Source organism: Vibrio mediterranei (assembly GCF_900088415.1).
GTDB classification, from domain to species: domain Bacteria; phylum Pseudomonadota; class Gammaproteobacteria; order Enterobacterales; family Vibrionaceae; genus Vibrio; species Vibrio mediterranei.
This window is the reverse complement of sequence record NZ_FLLQ01000007.1, coordinates 98,395-114,291: the sequence shown is the minus strand read 5'-3', so window position 1 is coordinate 114,291 and position 15,897 is coordinate 98,395. Positions and strand designations below refer to the sequence as shown.

Sequence of the window (15,897 nt, the reverse complement as noted above, 5' to 3'; positions counted from 1 at the left end):
GCCTTATTTAGAAAGGGACTTTTCTAATTGCGTTAAAGAATAACTGTATGTGAACCAAGCGCTTAGACCCGCAAGGACATTTCCGACCAAAGCGCCCCAAAAGAGTCCTTCGATTCCTCCAAACTGTGACCCTAACCACAAGCAAGGCAAGAAGAACGCAAATAAACGAAGCGCTGAAATGGTCAAAGCGGTTTTTGCTTTGCCAAGCGCATTGGATATAGACACCATTAACATACAGATGCCCAAAGGCCCAAGGCTGAAAGGGACTAAAATAAGATGATAATTGAGGATCTGTTGTACATTGTCTTCGCTGGTCATCAGTATTGATAAGTGACCTGCAAACAAGTAAGTGATAATGGCGACTAAGAGTTGGAACGCAAGAATATAACTTACGGCAAGGTTGACGAGTTTTTTGATATCTGTAAGGTTTTTAGCCCCCAATAGCTTACCGACCATAGGCGGCATAGACATGGTCAAAGCTAATACGGTTACAATGGCAAAAAACTCGTAACGAGAGCCCAGTGCCCATGCAGCTACTGCAGCAGTACCAAATGTTGCGAGTAGTTTAGTAGCCAACATCGAGGAAAGCGGGGGAAGTAATTGACTGACCATCGCGGGTGCCATAATTTTCCATATCGACTTCAAACTGTTTACTACATTGACATCTTTCCAATCAAACGATGCCCAATTCTTATTGACCACTTTCGGTGCGACGAAAGCGATACCAATACCAAAGGCGACGATAGTCGCGATTGCCGCGCCATTGATACCCAAATCAAAGGTAAAGATAAACAGTGGATCGAGAATTAAGTTAATGATACTCGTGGCGACCATCATCATTCCTGGTAGAACCGTATTACCATTAGCGCGACAGACGCTGTAGTAGAAGTACAGCACCGCACCAACCCAAGAGCTTAGAAGCCAATAAGGCCAATAGCTGTCAATTACTGGATAGACAGATTCGGGTGCACTTAACAAGGCGAGGATTGGGTGTCGAATTAGCCAAATGAGTACGCCAATTGCCGCAACGCATAAGCTACCGAAAACAAGGATCAACCCCCCTAATTGTTTTGCGTAAGACTCGTCATTGGCCCCCAAAGCACGAGAAATGATTGCCGTTGTAGCGATACCAAGGCCTACTTGGATACCAATAATGACCATTTGCATCGGCAGTGTAAAACCTTGAGCAGCGAGAGGTAATACGCCTAGTTGTCCGATAAAGGCACTATCGACTAATTGAAAGCTCATAAGGGACAACACTCCCAGCACCATAGGAAGGGTCATGTTGAACAATTGTTTGGCTAACTGTTTTGAATCTTTATCCACGTTGTTCTCTTTATTTGTGCCTATTTACTTATCATTGTGTACTTGCGAAAAAGGAAAGACGGACTAAATGCCCGTCTCTGTTAACATCATAGCTTTTGAGCCCATTAGTTACAGGGGGCTAAACAAAGCAAAGATTAATGTTACTTACGCTTTATTCCTCGAACTTATCCGCATAACCTTTTGGAGGTGGTGTCCATCCACGCTCGCGAGAATGTTTGTCATTTCGATCGACTTGCATGGCATCCTTTATGAAGCCTTCCAATTCAATGAATAAGTCACGGTAGTTGTTATCGTAGCGTTCTTCACCATCAGCACCGTCTGCCCAAGCTTTATATAGACGGTCGGATTGTTTGTCTTCAATCGTCTTATAGATGGATTTCTGCTGTTCAATAAAGAATGGGTGAAAGCCAAGACATTTCATGGTTTTAGCACCAAGCTCTAAAGCTGAATGGTAGGTTTCAGACTCTATATAATCTGCGCCGGCTTGCCTTAGTTGGTAACCGTGCCCTCTGTCGAATGCTCGAGTAAGAATTTTGACGTGAGGGTACGTATGTTTAACGTATTTTACAAGCTCAACATTGGTTTCTTGATTATCAATAGCAATAACAAGCAGTTTCACATCTTCGATTCCTGCAGTATGCAGGATATCTGGCTTGGACGCGTCACCAAAATAAGCTTTGGTGCCAATTTGGCGCATGTTATCGACTTGTTCAGCACGTACGTCTAGTACCACCGTCTTCACATCATTGGCGACCAAAAGACGATTGACGATTTGCCCAAAGCGGCCAATACCCGCAATCAAGACAGTGCCTCGCTCTGCAACTGTGTCGGCCTCACGATCATTACTGTCTTTCTCAAATTTAGGCAAGATGACTTTATCAAACAGAATAAACAGACCAGGAGTTAAGAACATAGATAAAGCAACAACCAGTGATAGTGTTTGGGCGATATCGGTAGGCAATACATGATTCTGAACCGAGAAGCTTAACAGAACAAAACCAAACTCACCGGCTTGAGCAAGACTCAAGGTAAATAACCATCGGGCACTATCTTTGATCTTGAAAATCATCGCGAGTACGTACAGTACTGCTGCTTTTAGGAGCATTACACCCAAAGTTAAACCGATAATGACAAAGAAATCGTCAAATAGGATACCGAAGTTAATACCTGCGCCAACGGTAATAAAGAACAGGCCTAGGAGAAGCCCTTTAAAAGGATCAATATTTGACTCCAGCTCATGTCTAAACTCACTGTTTGCCAATACGACACCTGCCAGAAATGTACCAAGGGCAGGAGATAGACCGACCAAGCTCATTAAGGCTGCAATACCAATAACAAGCATAAGGGCAGTAGCTGTAAAGATTTCTCTTAATCCAGATGATGCGACGAACCTAAACAAAGGTCTACTAAGATAATGACCACCAACGACGACCACCGCAATTGACGCAGTAATGACTAATCCATAAGCCCACCCTGGAAGCCCAGCTACCAAGCTTAATTCGTCATGATGCTCAGCCGCTTGCGCCGCGGCATTTTGCGCTTGTTCAACTAGTTCTGGCAAGGCGAGTAAGGGAATGAACGCCAACATTGGAATTACGGCAATGTCTTGAAATAGCAAGACTGAAAATGCACTCTGGCCACCTTCTGTTTTCGACAGTCCTTTTTCATTAAAGGTTTGCAGAACAATTGCAGTCGAAGAAAGAGCAAAAATAAGGCCAATAGTCAGCGCAACGCTCCAGCTTTGTCCGAGCATCAGTGCTATTCCCATAACCGCTGCTGCTGTGCCACCAACTTGAATGCCACCAAGACCGATAAGTTTATGACGCATGCCCCAAAGCATCTTAGGTTCTAGTTCTAGGCCAACTAAGAACAGCATCATAACGACACCAAACTCAGCGAAATGTTGAATGGTAGTAGTTTCTTCGCCCACGAGGCCAATAATAGGTCCAATAACCACCCCAGCAATGAGGTAACCAAGTACAGATCCCAAACCTAAGCGCTTAGCAATAGGTACTGCGATGACGGCGGCTATAAGATAAACGAAAGCCTGGAGAAAGTAACCGGTCATGATGCGTCCTTATCTGATTCGATAGCCTGTTCTTGTGGCCAATAATGGTTAAGTTTTTCGAGAGGTTTTGCTCGTTCGATATCGAACTCGCTGGTAACAAGCAGGTTTAAAAGCGTTTTCCAACGCTCTCTATGCTCCGGTATACGTCGCTCTTCTTGAGCTGTACGTGAACCAAAAAGGCAGAAAGGCGGTAAATAGGTCATGCCCGTCAAACTAGCAGTCTGTTCTAATGGTTGGAGTAGTTCTCTAATAGTGAAATGGTTGTAGCCTTCTGTTTGATAAGCATCTGCCTTACCGCCAGCAGAGATTGCACATAAAAAAGTCTTACCATGCAGTGCTGTGCCATCTTGCCCATAAGCAAACCCATACTCTAATACCAAGTCTTGCCATTCTTTAAGGATAGAAGGCGTTGAGTACCAATAGAGAGGGAATTGAAAAATAACAATATCGTGATCAATTAATCGTTGTTGCTCTCTATCGATATTAATGTTGTAAGTTGGGTACTCATAATACAGATCGACCGCGGTGACTCCTTTAATGGATTGGGCATCTCTAAACATGGGAGCATTGACCTCTGAACGTCTCTGAGATGGATGTGCGTACAGCACCAGCACTTTGTTATTTTTTTCGGGCATAATGGCTTCCGGATAGCTTCATCTATGAGTTTTAATATCTAGTACACAAAAAGATATTTTTCAATTGGTTACAGTCTAGTAACCTTAACATTGAACCCCGTTAAACATCTTTAGCTTGCTACTATTAATTGCGAGAATTAACGGTCACATAAAGGAGTCTAGATATGCGATTGTCGGTTAGAGCAGCGACGCAAGACGATGCAAATGAGTTATTGGAATTATATCGGCAAACAATTCGCACTGTAAATCGCAATGATTACAATGAGATGCAGATTAGAGTATGGGCTCGTGATGAGTTAGAGACATCCGCTTTTGAAGCGTATATTGCTCGATGTAAGCCTTTTGTGGTGACAAACCAAACTCAGATACTGGGTTATAGTGATTTACAAGCCGATGGATTAATAGACCATTTCTATTGTCACCACCAAGCACAAAGGCAAGGGGTAGGGAGTGTGTTGATGCAGACCATTATGAATAAAGCGCGAGAAGCTGATATTTGTAGGCTGTATTCCTATGTGAGCATTACAGCAAAGCCGTTTTTCCTTCATTTTGGCTTTAACGTAGTGCGACCAAACCAAGCTGACATTCGTGGCGTCGTGTTAGATAACTATCTGATGGAAAGAGTATTAAAAGATGAATAACTCTATGTTTGAAGTGAAAGAGATTGCTCAAGAACAGTTACCGTTGGATATTTTGTTATTGGCTGACCCAGAGGAAGCCGCAATTAACGTTTATCGAGGCCGATGTCATGCTTTTGCTGTGTTTATGCAAGATAGGTTGATTGGGGCAACGTTAATTGAAGTGGATAAGGTTAATGGTAAAGCTGAACTGTTCAATATCGCAACCTACCCAGAGTACCATGGCAAAGGATTTGGCGGAGTTCTACTTGATGAAACATTAGCGAAGTTAGCGAGCCGAGGTATTAGAATTGTCGAATTAGGAACAGGTACATTTGGTTATCAACTCTCGTTTTATCAAAAGCACGGCTTTCGAGTAGAGAGAGTGATTAAAGACTTCTTTCTCGATAATTATGATGAACCGATCTTCGAACACGGTATTCAACACAAAGACATGTTACGCCTAGTTTGGCGAGCAGAAGAGATTGACGAGTAGTTATAGTAACGGTAGATTGCGCGACCCGAATGTGGAATTAATGGTTTGATAGTTGGAGGTATTTATATGGGTGAAATGTATACAAAACATGCAGAAAAGTACGCAGATGCGATTGAAAATAACGCGTATAACGGCCTTTATGAGCGTCCTTCAACACTAGCTTTGGTGGGTGAGGTAAACAACAAAGCGGTATTGGACCTAGGGTGTGGTCCTGGTGTTTATGCGCAGCACTTTGTTAATCAGGGGGCGAAAGTAACCGCTGTCGATCTCTCGGAACAAATGGTTCAAATTACTAAACAAAAACTAGGTGACGCTGTAACATGCTATGCGCAAGATCTATCTGATGGACTTCCTAAAGAAGCCGACGATAGTTATGATTTTGTTGTTTGCCCTTTAATGGTGCACTACCTTGAAGATTTGGTACCTCTTTTTAAAGAGGTACATCGTGTACTCAAACAAGGTGGACAGTTCATTTTCTCTACCCATCACCCACTTGTTGATTTTGAAGATAACGCTTTTAACAACTATTTTGCAGTAGAGCGTATCACCGAAGATTGGAATACCGTTGGCGAACCCGTAGAGGTTTCATTCTTTAGACGTTCGTTTACTAACTTGTTTGATAGCTTAGCTGAAAGTGGTTTTACTCTCGACAAGTTTTCCGAAGGTCAACCTGATCCCGCGATGAAAGAAGTATCACCTGAGACATTTGATAAACTTTCGCGTCGTCCAAACTTCATTTTTATTCGCGCAAACGCGAATTAACCATTGCCGAATATCGGCAAATGGTCATCGTTTCCGGTGTGATTTCTGCTAAAAGGGCAAAAAACGAGTTTTTTTTGCCCAATAACCCGTTCAAATTACAAATCAATTTGGCATTAGCGGCGGGTTTTATTAGTATGTACAGCTATCAAAAAACACCCTTATGGATACTACCGGACGGTAGACGAGGAAACGATGCAACATCTAGAAGAGATCATTGCTAACGCGAGCGCAGCGATTGAAGCTGCAGACTCGCTAGTCGCACTTGACGAAGTGCGTGTTCAGTATCTAGGTAAGAAAGGTGAGCTAACTGCTCAACTTCAAAGCCTAGGTAAACTACCACCAGAAGAACGCCGCAGTGCTGGTCAAGAGATCAACAAAGCAAAAGGCGTAGTTCAACAAACGATCGCTGCTCGTAAAGATGCACTACAACGTGCTGAACTTGAAGCAAAACTTGCAGCAGAGACAATCGACGTTACACTACCAGGTCGTCGTATCGAGAACGGTGGTCTACACCCAGTTACTCGTACTGTTGAGCGTATTGAACAGTTCTTTGGTGAGCTAGGCTTTAACACTGAGTCTGGTCCAGAAATCGAAGATGCATTCCACAACTTCGATGCACTAAACATCGCAGAAGACCACCCAGCTCGTACTGACCACGATACTTTCTTCTTCAACCCAGATTTGATGCTACGTACTCACACGTCAGGCGTTCAAATTCGTACGATGGAAAATGGTAAACCACCATTCCGCTTCATCGCACCTGGTCGTGTTTATCGTAACGACTATGACCAAACTCATACACCAATGTTCCACCAAGTGGAAGGGATGCTAGTTGACGAGAATGTAAACTTCGCTCAGCTAAAGGGCATTCTGCATGACTTCCTATGCAACTTCTTCGAAGAGGAAGTTGAAGTTCGTTTCCGTCCATCTTATTTCCCATTCACCGAGCCTTCTGCTGAAGTAGACGTAAAAGGCAAGAACGGCAAGTGGCTTGAAGTTCTTGGCTGCGGCATGGTTCACCCGAACGTACTTCGTGCTGTTGGCATTGACCCTGAGAAATACTCTGGCTTCGCGTTTGGTATGGGCGTAGAGCGTCTGACAATGTTACGTTACGGCGTAAATGACCTGCGTGCGTTCTTCGAGAACGACCTTCGTTTCCTAAAACAGTTCAAGTAATCCAGAGGGTTCATCACAATGAAATTCAGCGAATCATGGCTTCGTGAGTGGGTAAGTCCTTCGGTTACGACTGACGAGCTTACGCACCAAATTACAATGGCTGGTCTTGAGGTAGACGACGTACTACCAGTAGCTGGCTCTTTCACTGGCGTTAAAGTAGGTAAAGTGGTTGAGTGTGGTCAACACCCAGACGCAGATAAACTACGTGTAACAAAAGTTGATGTTGGCGCAGAAGAACTGCTAGACATCGTTTGTGGCGCTCCTAACTGTCGTGAAGGTCTTAAAGTAGCAGTAGCAACCGTTGGTGCTGTCCTTCCAGGCGATTTTAAAATCAAGAAAGCGAAATTACGTGGTCAGCCTTCACACGGCATGCTTTGCTCATTCACTGAGTTGGGTATCGACGTTGAGTCTGACGGTATCATGGAACTTGCAGAAGACGCTGTTATCGGTACTGATTTCCGCGACTTCCTAGGTCTTGATGACGTAACGGTAGACGTAGACCTAACAGCTAACCGTGCAGACTGCTTCAGCATTCGTGGTTTAGCTCGTGAAGTAGGTGTTCTAAATCGTGCTGACGTGACAGAGCCAGCAGTAAACGCGGTTGAAGCGTCTATTGCAGATGTTGCTTCTATCGAAGTGAAAGCGCCAGCAGCGTGTCCTCGCTACCTAGGTCGTATCGTTAAGAACGTGAACGTTCAAGCTGAAACGCCACTGTGGATGCAAGAAAAACTGCGCCGTTGTGGTATTCGTTCAATCGATCCAGTCGTTGACATCACTAACTACGTTCTACTAGAGCAAGGCCAACCAATGCATGCATTCGATCTAGCGAAGATCGAAGGTGGCATCGTGGTACGTATGGCGGAACAAGGCGAGAAGCTAACACTTTTAGACGGTACTGAAGCAGAGCTTAACGCAGATACTCTAGTTGTTGCTGATCACAATAAAGCACTGGCAATTGCTGGTATCTTTGGTGGTGAAGAGTCTGGTGTTACCTCTGAAACTAAAGACGTTCTACTAGAATGTGCATTCTTCGCACCTGACCACATCCGTGGTCGTGCTCGTAGCTACGGTCTTCACACCGATTCTTCAATGCGTTTTGAACGTGGTGTGGATTTCGCACTTCAGACAGGTGCAATGGAGCGTGCAACAGAACTTCTTGTTGAAATCTGTGGCGGTGAAGTAGCACCAGTTGTTGGTGTAGAGTCAGAAGCTGACCTGCCAAAAGCAAACACAGTAGCACTGCGTCGCACTAAGCTAGATGCGCTACTTGGCCATCACATTGAAGATGCGGACGTTGTTGAAATCCTTGAGCGCTTAGGCTTGACTGTTGAAGCATCAGAGTCTGGTTGGACGGCAACAGCACCAACATGGCGTTTCGATATCGCTATCGAGCAGGACCTGATTGAAGAAGTTGGTCGTATCTACGGTTACGACAATATTCCAAACCAGCACCCAGCAGCAGCACTTAAGATGCACAACCATGTTGAAGCGGATCTGCCTCTCAAGCGTGTTCGTAACCTGCTTGTTGACCGCGGTTATCAAGAAGCCATCACTTATAGCTTCGTTGAACCAGAGCAGCAAAAGCTAATCGTTCCTGACGTCGAGCCACTCGTCTTGCCATTCCCAATTTCTGCGGAAATGTCAGCAATGCGTCTTGGGTTGATTCAGGGCCTACTTAACACGGTTGTTCACAACCAGAAGCGTCAGCAGCCACGTGTTCGCCTATTTGAGTACGGTTTACGTTTCATCCCTTGTGAAACTGCAGAAAACGGTATGCGCCAAGAGCCAATGCTTGCTGGTGTTATTGCTGGCACACGCAGCGAAGAGCATTGGGACATTGAAACTAACACAGTTGACTTCTTTGACCTTAAAGGCGACCTAGAAGCGATCCTAGAACTGTCAGCAAACGAGAAAGCATACTCATTTGCTGCAGCGAAACACCCAGCGCTTCACCCAGGTCAGTCTGCGGCAATCGTCGTAGATGGCAAAGAAGTTGGTGTAATTGGTACTGTTCACCCAGAGCTTGAGCGTAAATTTGGTCTTAATGGCCGTACTATCGTGTTCGAAATTGAATGGTCTGCAATTAACTCTAAAGTGATTCCAGAAGCGGTACAGCTTTCTAAGTTCCCTTCAAACCGTCGTGATATTGCAGTTGTTGTTGATGAAGCTGTAGCTTCAGGTGACATCGTTGCTGCGTGTCTAGAACAGGGTGGTGAGTTCTTGAAAGACGCTAAACTGTTCGATGTATACGTTGGTAAAGGTGTTGAAGAAGGCAAGAAGAGTCTTGCCATCGCACTAACGTTGCAATCAGTTGAACGTACTCTAGAAGACGCAGATATCGCTGGTGCGGTAGATACAATCGTTGCTCACGTATCTGAGAAGTTTGGTGCTTCACTGCGTGACTAATTATTAGTTATTCACTTAGCTAAGTGTTCGAAAAGCGAGTCAATTTAATTGGCTCGCTTTTTTTTGTTTAATCACATAGAACTGATGCAACCTAAAAATATAGCTCTTTATACACTAGATTGTATAACTTTCTGTCGAGCGGGTTAAACGTGTTTCATATTGGCTGGTATCTGCAACTTACTGTTTTTATAAGATAAATGCTGTAAAACTGTGGTCTGCGTTAGGTATTTTGTAATTTGTTGTTATTTTATTTATATCTGATATATCGAAGATAATTGAAATATATGACTGTGGTTGGGCTCTGTGTGCTGTTGAAACTTTTGTTTTGTGCTATTAAAACGGTAACTTGCTAATAGATAAGAAAATATCCTGACATTTCCATGATATAAAAAAGTTGGCGAAAATCAGAAGGTTGGCTTACACTTTTCAAAGTTAGACCGTTATGTTGTTGATTGGTCAAACGAAATGTTTAGCGCTATCGCTGTGATAGTAAGGTTTAAATTAGCTTTGAGGGGAGTTTTATGGCGCTCACAAAAGCCGATCTGGCTGAGAACCTATTTGAGAAACTCGGATTCAGTAAAAGGGATGCCAAGGAAACGGTAGAAGTATTTTTTGAAGAAATCAGAAAATCACTCGAAAGTGGCGAACAGGTAAAACTGTCGGGTTTTGGTAATTTTGACTTGAGAGACAAGAATGAACGTCCTGGTCGAAATCCTAAGACTGGTGAAGATATTCCAATTTCTGCTCGACGCGTAGTTACATTCCGTCCCGGCCAAAAACTGAAGGCACGAGTCGAGAACATCAAAGTAGATTAAGTTCTTACTTTAGAAAACAAAAAGACCACAATATGTGGTCTTTTTGTTTTTTTGTCGATGAATTTACTCGTTAAAGAGTCAAGACTAAAGCGACACTATGCCGCTTTAATATTGGTAGTAATGTATGGCTGCCACGCATTTTGATAAAGCTCTAGAGATTGTCTTCTTAAGCTGGTGATTTGCGCAGTTTCAATATCGTTTAAGCTACGATCTTGTGAGGCTGCGTTGCGCTCGATGCCTTGAATTATCTCATAAAGATCATGCTCTGGACCGCTTTTCACGTCGGCAATGGCTTTCAAGTGAAGCTGAACTTCTGCAATGATTCCGGTCTTTGGAAGTTGAACCAAAATATTCAAGTCACGGTAGCCAGAAGGCGCAGGACTCTTGAAGCGGTTTTTAACACGAACGACTTTGGCTTCGCGATTGAGAGCTTCATAAGCACCAACAAGACCTTCAACATCATCGGCTACGATTGTGCCACGAGCTAAGTCGGTGATTTGATTTACTTCACCATTAAGTTCAGTACGGATTTTTTCCTGTGCACGGTCATAAGATTTCACGCCTGCGAAATAAGCGTCGGTACCAGTAAGTAGGGCGGTAGTTTTACACAGCGACTCTAATTCGTGCTGCGCTTGGTGGGCTTTGCTATACAAGATATCAAAGTCAGAGTGAGGTTGAAGTGCGTTGCTGTTAACAGCATCGATGCCATATAAGCCACTTAGGCTATGTTTGAATACAGATGGACAAACTTCGTTCTGTTCTTGGTTTCCTTTTGAAGTAGTTGAATCGGATTGATTAAGCGTTGCCGCAAATGCAGGTGCGCGGCTGAGTACCAATAGCATTAGTGCTGCGGTACGAAGAAACATGCTCATTCTCTCTCCTAGTTACGTTACGAAAACGGTATGCAAAAAGGACGATAACGTTCAGGAGTTGCACTACCTATAGTATGGGGACTAACTTACCGAACCCAACCTAAAAACACGAAACAGTGTCTGATGTGTGACCTAAGTCTCGCAATAAAGTTACCTTCAGAGGCATGACTTTTTGTCCTCATTCTGTAAACTCTACGTTAATGATTATCCATACCGAATATGAACGATAAATGAACGATTTTGAATTGTGGCATGATAAATGGGCATCGAATAAAATTGGCTTTCATCTGGAAGATGTGAACCCGTTGCTTATCAAATACTGGAACCAAGTAAAACCAAACCGCACTGATGGTGTGTTTGTGCCGCTTTGTGGTAAATCTGAGGACCTTGTTTGGCTAGCACAACGCCACGATAGCGTTCAAGGTGTAGAGCTCAGTCAGATCGCTGTACGTGCCTTTTTTGCCGAGCATTTCTATACGCCAATGGTCACTCCAATTAATGGCCAATTTGAGTTGTATCAGTTTGACGAGTTAGATATTTACGTAGGTGACTATTTCACAGCTCCTATACGACCTGTAGAGCTTATCTATGACCGTGCTGCACTCATCGCGATGCCGGAAGAATTAAGAGCCTTATACGTCGAGAACTTGAAGCGCTCTCTAATGCCAGGTGGTCGAATCCTATTGATTACACTTGATTATGTCCAAGCTGAAATGTCCGGGCCTCCGTTTAGTGTTCCGTCGAGTGAAGTAAAGGCGTACTTTGGTGAAGAATACCGTTTAACGTTGTTGGAACGGGATGAGGCAGACGATAATCATCGTCGCATAAAACAAGGCTTAACTCGATTTGCTGAAGAGGTTTGGCTTATTGAGCACCTAGATTAATGAGTGCAAGCAGTTTGCAGTTTAGCCTGACCAAGAAAACCAGACCCTAAGGATCTGGCTTTCTTATATACTGTCTGTGGACTTTCAATGATCTTATGTTGAACGCGACTACTTGGGAGCTTGAATCCAGTTCCAAGCTTGTTCAAAGTCGGCTGAGGCGAATGCTTTTTCTTGAATATCAAACATTCGAGCGATAATAGCATCCGCATTCACCAACCAAGTAATAACCTTGCTGTCAGCAACGATTGCTACTTTTTCGATTCGTTTTAGATTTGTCAGTGTCCAGACAATGTCCTTAAATCCTGCCGCAAGCGACCAATTAGCACTTTCATCAAGTATTGCCATCACACTTATTCTTTCATGTTCTGCCAATAGCTTGTCTACCTCAGCGATAATGTGTTTTTCTTGCACTAAATCGACGTTGTCATCAAATTCAATGACCAGTATATCTGGGCGTGGTGATGGTAGGGTAGTGAACATAAGCATCTCCTTCGAAAGGCTAAACTGACGGACTAGGATTTATTATCAAACCAATGCTGTTCAGAAACCATCTTGTTATCTTTGACGGTTACTTCATATTGTTTCTGTCCATCAGGTGCGTATTTGGTCACGATGCCATCATTGATGTCTCCTTGATCGTAAGTTGCTTCGTAAGCTTTGTTTCCATTTGGATAGTAGCTAATGGCTAGACCGTCTTTCTTGCCTGAATCATAGTTTTCAACTGATCGTGGTTGGCCATTCTCATACCAAGAAGATAACTTACCTTGCAGTTCGCCATCATCATACTTCGCTGAGACAAGTTTTTGACCATTATAGGACCACTCATCGAAAGCGCCATTTAATACGCCTCCTTTGTATTCAGCATCGACTTTCAACTGTCCATTTTCATACCACTGTTTCCAATCTCCGTCTGCGAGACCATCTTTGTAATTGATAGTAGAAGAGACTTGGCCATTTGGATAGTAAGTGGTTTCTGCACCTACGGCTTTACCGTTAGCAAATCGGACATGAAGTGCGTTTTGCCCGGAGTTATATTTGCGTGTAAGTTCACCGGTGAAAGGTGTGGTTTCGTTTACTTGGTAAGCGATACCGTTTCTAACTTGAACGTAGTCAACGGAATTTTCAGTATCTTGGGCAGTTGACTCGGTGGCATAAGCACCAACAGATACACAGGTAAGTACACCCGCAACAATTGCAATGGATTTTCTCATAGCGTTACCTCATATGTAGAGCTTTGGTCTGCCTATCCAGAATAGGCTTGAGATAGCGCAATTAAAAAGTGAAAAAGTCGACAAGTATTATTGCAAAAATAAAACGGAACCTTTGGTTAAAACACGTGACTAACGTGCTCAAAACTAATCAAAACAGGCGTTCTGCTAACAAAAAAGCCAGAGCAAACGGCTCTGGCTTAGTCATAACGTGCAGCTATTTATTGCTTAGCAACATTACCCAATTTCAACCAGGTATCAATAACAGTATCTGGGTTCAGGGATACTGAGCTGATGCCTTGTTCCATTAGCCATTCTGCTAAATCGTCATGGTCGGAAGGACCTTGACCACAGATGCCGACATATTTGCCAGCTTGTGTTGCTGCATCGATAGCCATTTTCAACATCGCTTTGACTGCTGGGTTACGTTCGTCAAACAGATGTGCCACGTCTCCAGAATCTCGGTCTAAGCCAAGTGTCAATTGTGTCATATCGTTTGAACCGATGGAGAAACCGTCAAAATACTTAAGGAACTCATCCGCTAAAACTGCGTTTGAAGGCAGTTCACACATCATAATGACCTTAAGTCCTTGCTCTCCACGGCGCAGTTCAAACTTAGCCAGTAAGTCGATAACCTGCGCAGCTTCGCTTGGTGTTCGCACGAATGGAATCATGATTTCAACGTTCTTCAGGCCCATTTCATTGCGTACACGTTTTAATGCGCGAGTTTCTAACTCAAAGCAATCTTCGAATACCGGTGAAATGTAGCGAGACGCACCTCGGAAGCCAAGCATAGGGTTTTCTTCGTGTGGTTCAAATGCTTTACCACCGACGAGGTTGCTGTATTCATTCGACTTAAAGTCAGACATACGAACAATCACACGTTTAGGCCAGAAAGCAGCGGCAATCGTAGCAATACCTTCAGTGAGTTTGCTCACATAAAAATCGATCGGGTCATCGTAGCCGCGAATGCGCTGAGTAATTTCAGCTTGTAGCTCTGGAGATTGCTGGTCGAAGTTAAGTAGGGCTTTCGGGTGAATCCCTATCATTTTGTTAATGATAAACTCAAGACGTGCTAGACCTACGCCCTCATTAGGGATTTGAGCGAAGTCAAAGGCACGATCTGGGTTACCAACGTTCATCATTACTTTAGTCGGTAGAAGAGGCAATTCGTCAACGGCTGAGCGTCGTACTTCAAACTCAAGCTCTCCCTGATAAACGTAGCCCGTTTCGCCTTCTGAACAAGAAACAGTTACGGTCGCGCCATCGGCAAGGCTATCTGTTGCGTTACCACAACCAACGATAGCTGGGATACCTAGTTCACGAGCGATGATTGCAGCGTGGCAAGTACGGCCGCCTCGGTTGGTGACAATTGCAGAGGCCTTTTTCATGACAGGTTCCCAGTCAGGGTCGGTCATGTCAGTCACTAGCACGTCTCCTTCTTGAACCAGTGACATCTGGTCAAGTGAATCGACCAATCTAACTGGACCTGTACCGATGCGTTGGCCAATAGCACGGCCTTCGACTAACACGTCTGCTTTGTTGTTCAGTTGGAAACGTTCGATGACATTTTGTTCACTTTGAGAGCATACTGTTTCTGGGCGTGCCTGAACGATGTAGAGCTTGCCATCAATGCCATCTTTTGCCCATTCAATGTCCATTGGACGCTGGTAGTGCTTTTCGATGATCATCGCTTGTTTAGCAAGTTCTTTGATTTCTTCATCAGTTAGCGAGAACAGGTTACGCTCTGCATCAGACGTGTCAATGATGTCGACCTGTTTACCAATTTCTTGATTGTTGGAGTACACCATTTTAATGAGTTTGGAGCCGAAGGTCTTTTTAACAATCGGCGCTTGTCCTTGTTCAAGAAGCGGCTTGTGGACGTAAAACTCATCTGGGTTAACGGCGCCTTGAACGACCATCTCACCTAGACCCCAAGCCGATGTAATGAACACGACTTGGTCAAAGCCAGATTCAGTATCTAAGGTGAACATCACGCCGGATGATGCTTGATCAGAACGCACCATACGCTGAATACCAGCCGATAGTGAGATACCGCGGTGGTCAAAACCTTGATGGACACGATACGAAATCGCACGGTCATTAAATAGCGAAGCGTATACGTGTTTAGTGGCTTCAAGAACGGCCTCGATGCCTTTTACATTTAAGAATGTTTCTTGCTGGCCAGCAAATGAGGCATCTGGTAAGTCTTCCGCAGTCGCAGAAGAGCGAACTGCTACAGATAGTTCTGTGTTACCTTCAATGAGTTCTTGGTAATTGTCTCTAATGTCCTGCTCTAGGTCAGCAGGGAATGGGGCTTCTAATACCCATTGACGGATGGTCGCGCCTGTCTTACGCAGTGCGTCAACATCATCAACATCAAGTTCGTCTAGTAAGCCATGAATGCGCTCATCCAATCCTTCGAAATCGAGGAACTGGTTGAAGGCATAAGACGTCGTCGCAAAGCCATTCGGTACTGACACTCCCGCATTAGCAAGATTGGAAACCATCTCGCCCAGTGAAGCATTCTTACCGCCGACCTTATCGACATCGTCCATGGACAGGCCATTGAACCAAAGGGTGTTGTTTTGTTGCATGTCTATCTCCAGAAACATTGCAGCTGTAGGATATA

14 protein-coding genes are annotated in these 15,897 nt (G+C 44.1%); 7 read left to right on the top strand and 7 right to left on the bottom strand.

The features are described 5' to 3' along the window. Positions 1–3: 3 nt before the first annotated feature. The 3 genes from VME0621_RS19235 to VME0621_RS19225 all read right to left on the bottom strand — a co-directional run bounded on the left by VME0621_RS19235 (position 4) and on the right by VME0621_RS19225 (position 4,029). Complete coding sequence (locus tag VME0621_RS19235; RefSeq protein WP_062459820.1) at positions 4–1,284, bottom strand: MATE family efflux transporter; 1,281 nt, start codon at positions 1,282–1,284, stop codon at positions 4–6. Positions 1,285–1,477: 193 nt separating this feature from the next. Beyond that, a complete protein-coding gene (locus tag VME0621_RS19230; RefSeq protein ID WP_062459612.1) occupies positions 1,478–3,394 on the bottom strand; it encodes a monovalent cation:proton antiporter-2 (CPA2) family protein in 1,917 nt (638 codons plus the stop codon). After that, the gene (locus tag VME0621_RS19225) at positions 3,391–4,029 is read right to left on the bottom strand and encodes an NAD(P)H-dependent oxidoreductase (protein WP_006070688.1); all 639 of its coding nucleotides are present in this window, start codon (positions 4,027–4,029) and stop codon (positions 3,391–3,393) included. The genes VME0621_RS19230 and VME0621_RS19225 overlap by 4 nt, the downstream gene beginning before the upstream one ends. A gap of 164 nt (positions 4,030–4,193) precedes the next feature. On the opposite strand from VME0621_RS19225, the gene VME0621_RS19220 reads away from it, so the two are divergent. From VME0621_RS19220 to ihfA, 6 genes are all read left to right on the top strand, one after another. After that, complete coding sequence (locus VME0621_RS19220) at positions 4,194–4,670, top strand: GNAT family N-acetyltransferase (RefSeq protein WP_062459615.1); 477 nt, start codon at positions 4,194–4,196, stop codon at positions 4,668–4,670. Then, positions 4,663–5,142 carry a GNAT family N-acetyltransferase gene (locus tag VME0621_RS19215; RefSeq protein ID WP_081836378.1) on the top strand — a complete coding sequence of 160 codons (480 nt, stop codon included), beginning with the start codon at positions 4,663–4,665 and terminating at the stop codon, positions 5,140–5,142. The genes VME0621_RS19220 and VME0621_RS19215 overlap by 8 nt, the downstream gene beginning before the upstream one ends. A 66-nt stretch (positions 5,143–5,208) precedes the next feature. Next, positions 5,209–5,904 carry a class I SAM-dependent DNA methyltransferase gene (locus tag VME0621_RS19210; RefSeq protein ID WP_062459618.1) on the top strand — a complete coding sequence of 232 codons (696 nt, stop codon included), beginning with the start codon at positions 5,209–5,211 and terminating at the stop codon, positions 5,902–5,904. 192 nt (positions 5,905–6,096) lie between these two features. Continuing rightward, complete coding sequence (gene pheS / locus VME0621_RS19205; protein WP_006070684.1) at positions 6,097–7,080, top strand: phenylalanine--tRNA ligase subunit alpha; 984 nt, start codon at positions 6,097–6,099, stop codon at positions 7,078–7,080. Between the two features lie 18 nt (positions 7,081–7,098). After that, the gene (gene pheT, locus VME0621_RS19200) at positions 7,099–9,486 is read left to right on the top strand and encodes a phenylalanine--tRNA ligase subunit beta (RefSeq protein ID WP_062459621.1); all 2,388 of its coding nucleotides are present in this window, start codon (positions 7,099–7,101) and stop codon (positions 9,484–9,486) included. A gap of 521 nt (positions 9,487–10,007) precedes the next feature. Then, positions 10,008–10,301: an integration host factor subunit alpha gene (ihfA, locus tag VME0621_RS19195; RefSeq protein ID WP_006074250.1), complete on the top strand. Its 294-nt coding sequence runs from the start codon at positions 10,008–10,010 to the stop codon at positions 10,299–10,301. Positions 10,302–10,396: 95 nt separating this feature from the next. Here ihfA and VME0621_RS19190 read toward each other — a convergent pair whose 3' ends face one another. Next, entirely contained in the window at positions 10,397–11,173 is a 777-nt protein-coding gene (locus VME0621_RS19190) for a RelA/SpoT domain-containing protein (protein ID WP_062459624.1), read from the bottom strand. Between the two features lie 230 nt (positions 11,174–11,403). On the opposite strand from VME0621_RS19190, the gene VME0621_RS19185 reads away from it, so the two are divergent. After that, the gene (locus tag VME0621_RS19185; protein WP_038230379.1) at positions 11,404–12,057 is read left to right on the top strand and encodes a thiopurine S-methyltransferase; all 654 of its coding nucleotides are present in this window, start codon (positions 11,404–11,406) and stop codon (positions 12,055–12,057) included. A 108-nt stretch (positions 12,058–12,165) separates the two neighbouring features. Here the strand turns inward: VME0621_RS19185 and VME0621_RS19180 are convergent, their stop codons facing one another. From VME0621_RS19180 to ppsA, 3 genes are all read right to left on the bottom strand, one after another. Beyond that, positions 12,166–12,537 carry a SpoIIAA family protein gene (locus VME0621_RS19180; RefSeq protein ID WP_062459627.1) on the bottom strand — a complete coding sequence of 124 codons (372 nt, stop codon included), beginning with the start codon at positions 12,535–12,537 and terminating at the stop codon, positions 12,166–12,168. Positions 12,538–12,569: 32 nt separating this feature from the next. Next, positions 12,570–13,268 carry a toxin-antitoxin system YwqK family antitoxin gene (locus VME0621_RS19175; RefSeq protein WP_006074245.1) on the bottom strand — a complete coding sequence of 233 codons (699 nt, stop codon included), beginning with the start codon at positions 13,266–13,268 and terminating at the stop codon, positions 12,570–12,572. 218 nt (positions 13,269–13,486) lie between these two features. Continuing rightward, complete coding sequence (ppsA, locus tag VME0621_RS19170; RefSeq protein WP_062459630.1) at positions 13,487–15,880, bottom strand: phosphoenolpyruvate synthase; 2,394 nt, start codon at positions 15,878–15,880, stop codon at positions 13,487–13,489. Between the last annotated feature and the right edge of the window lie 17 nt (positions 15,881–15,897).

Excerpts from the sequence above, each read along its gene's own strand:
- VME0621_RS19235 (WP_062459820.1), bottom strand. The coding sequence starts at position 1,284 with ATGACCCTTCCTATGGTGCTGGGAGTGTTGTCCCTTATGAGCTTTCAA.
- VME0621_RS19230 (WP_062459612.1), bottom strand. The coding sequence starts at position 3,394 with ATGACCGGTTACTTTCTCCAGGCTTTCGTTTATCTTATAGCCGCCGTC.
- VME0621_RS19225 (WP_006070688.1), bottom strand. The coding sequence starts at position 4,029 with ATGCCCGAAAAAAATAACAAAGTGCTGGTGCTGTACGCACATCCATCT.
- VME0621_RS19220 (WP_062459615.1), top strand. The coding sequence starts at position 4,194 with ATGCGATTGTCGGTTAGAGCAGCGACGCAAGACGATGCAAATGAGTTA.
- VME0621_RS19215 (WP_081836378.1), top strand. The coding sequence starts at position 4,663 with ATGAATAACTCTATGTTTGAAGTGAAAGAGATTGCTCAAGAACAGTTA.
- VME0621_RS19210 (WP_062459618.1), top strand. The coding sequence starts at position 5,209 with ATGGGTGAAATGTATACAAAACATGCAGAAAAGTACGCAGATGCGATT.
- pheS (WP_006070684.1), top strand. The coding sequence starts at position 6,097 with ATGCAACATCTAGAAGAGATCATTGCTAACGCGAGCGCAGCGATTGAA.
- pheT (WP_062459621.1), top strand. The coding sequence starts at position 7,099 with ATGAAATTCAGCGAATCATGGCTTCGTGAGTGGGTAAGTCCTTCGGTT.
- ihfA (WP_006074250.1), top strand. The coding sequence starts at position 10,008 with ATGGCGCTCACAAAAGCCGATCTGGCTGAGAACCTATTTGAGAAACTC.
- VME0621_RS19190 (WP_062459624.1), bottom strand. The coding sequence starts at position 11,173 with ATGAGCATGTTTCTTCGTACCGCAGCACTAATGCTATTGGTACTCAGC.
- VME0621_RS19185 (WP_038230379.1), top strand. The coding sequence starts at position 11,404 with ATGAACGATTTTGAATTGTGGCATGATAAATGGGCATCGAATAAAATT.
- VME0621_RS19180 (WP_062459627.1), bottom strand. The coding sequence starts at position 12,537 with ATGTTCACTACCCTACCATCACCACGCCCAGATATACTGGTCATTGAA.
- VME0621_RS19175 (WP_006074245.1), bottom strand. The coding sequence starts at position 13,268 with ATGAGAAAATCCATTGCAATTGTTGCGGGTGTACTTACCTGTGTATCT.
- ppsA (WP_062459630.1), bottom strand. The coding sequence starts at position 15,880 with ATGTTTCTGGAGATAGACATGCAACAAAACAACACCCTTTGGTTCAAT.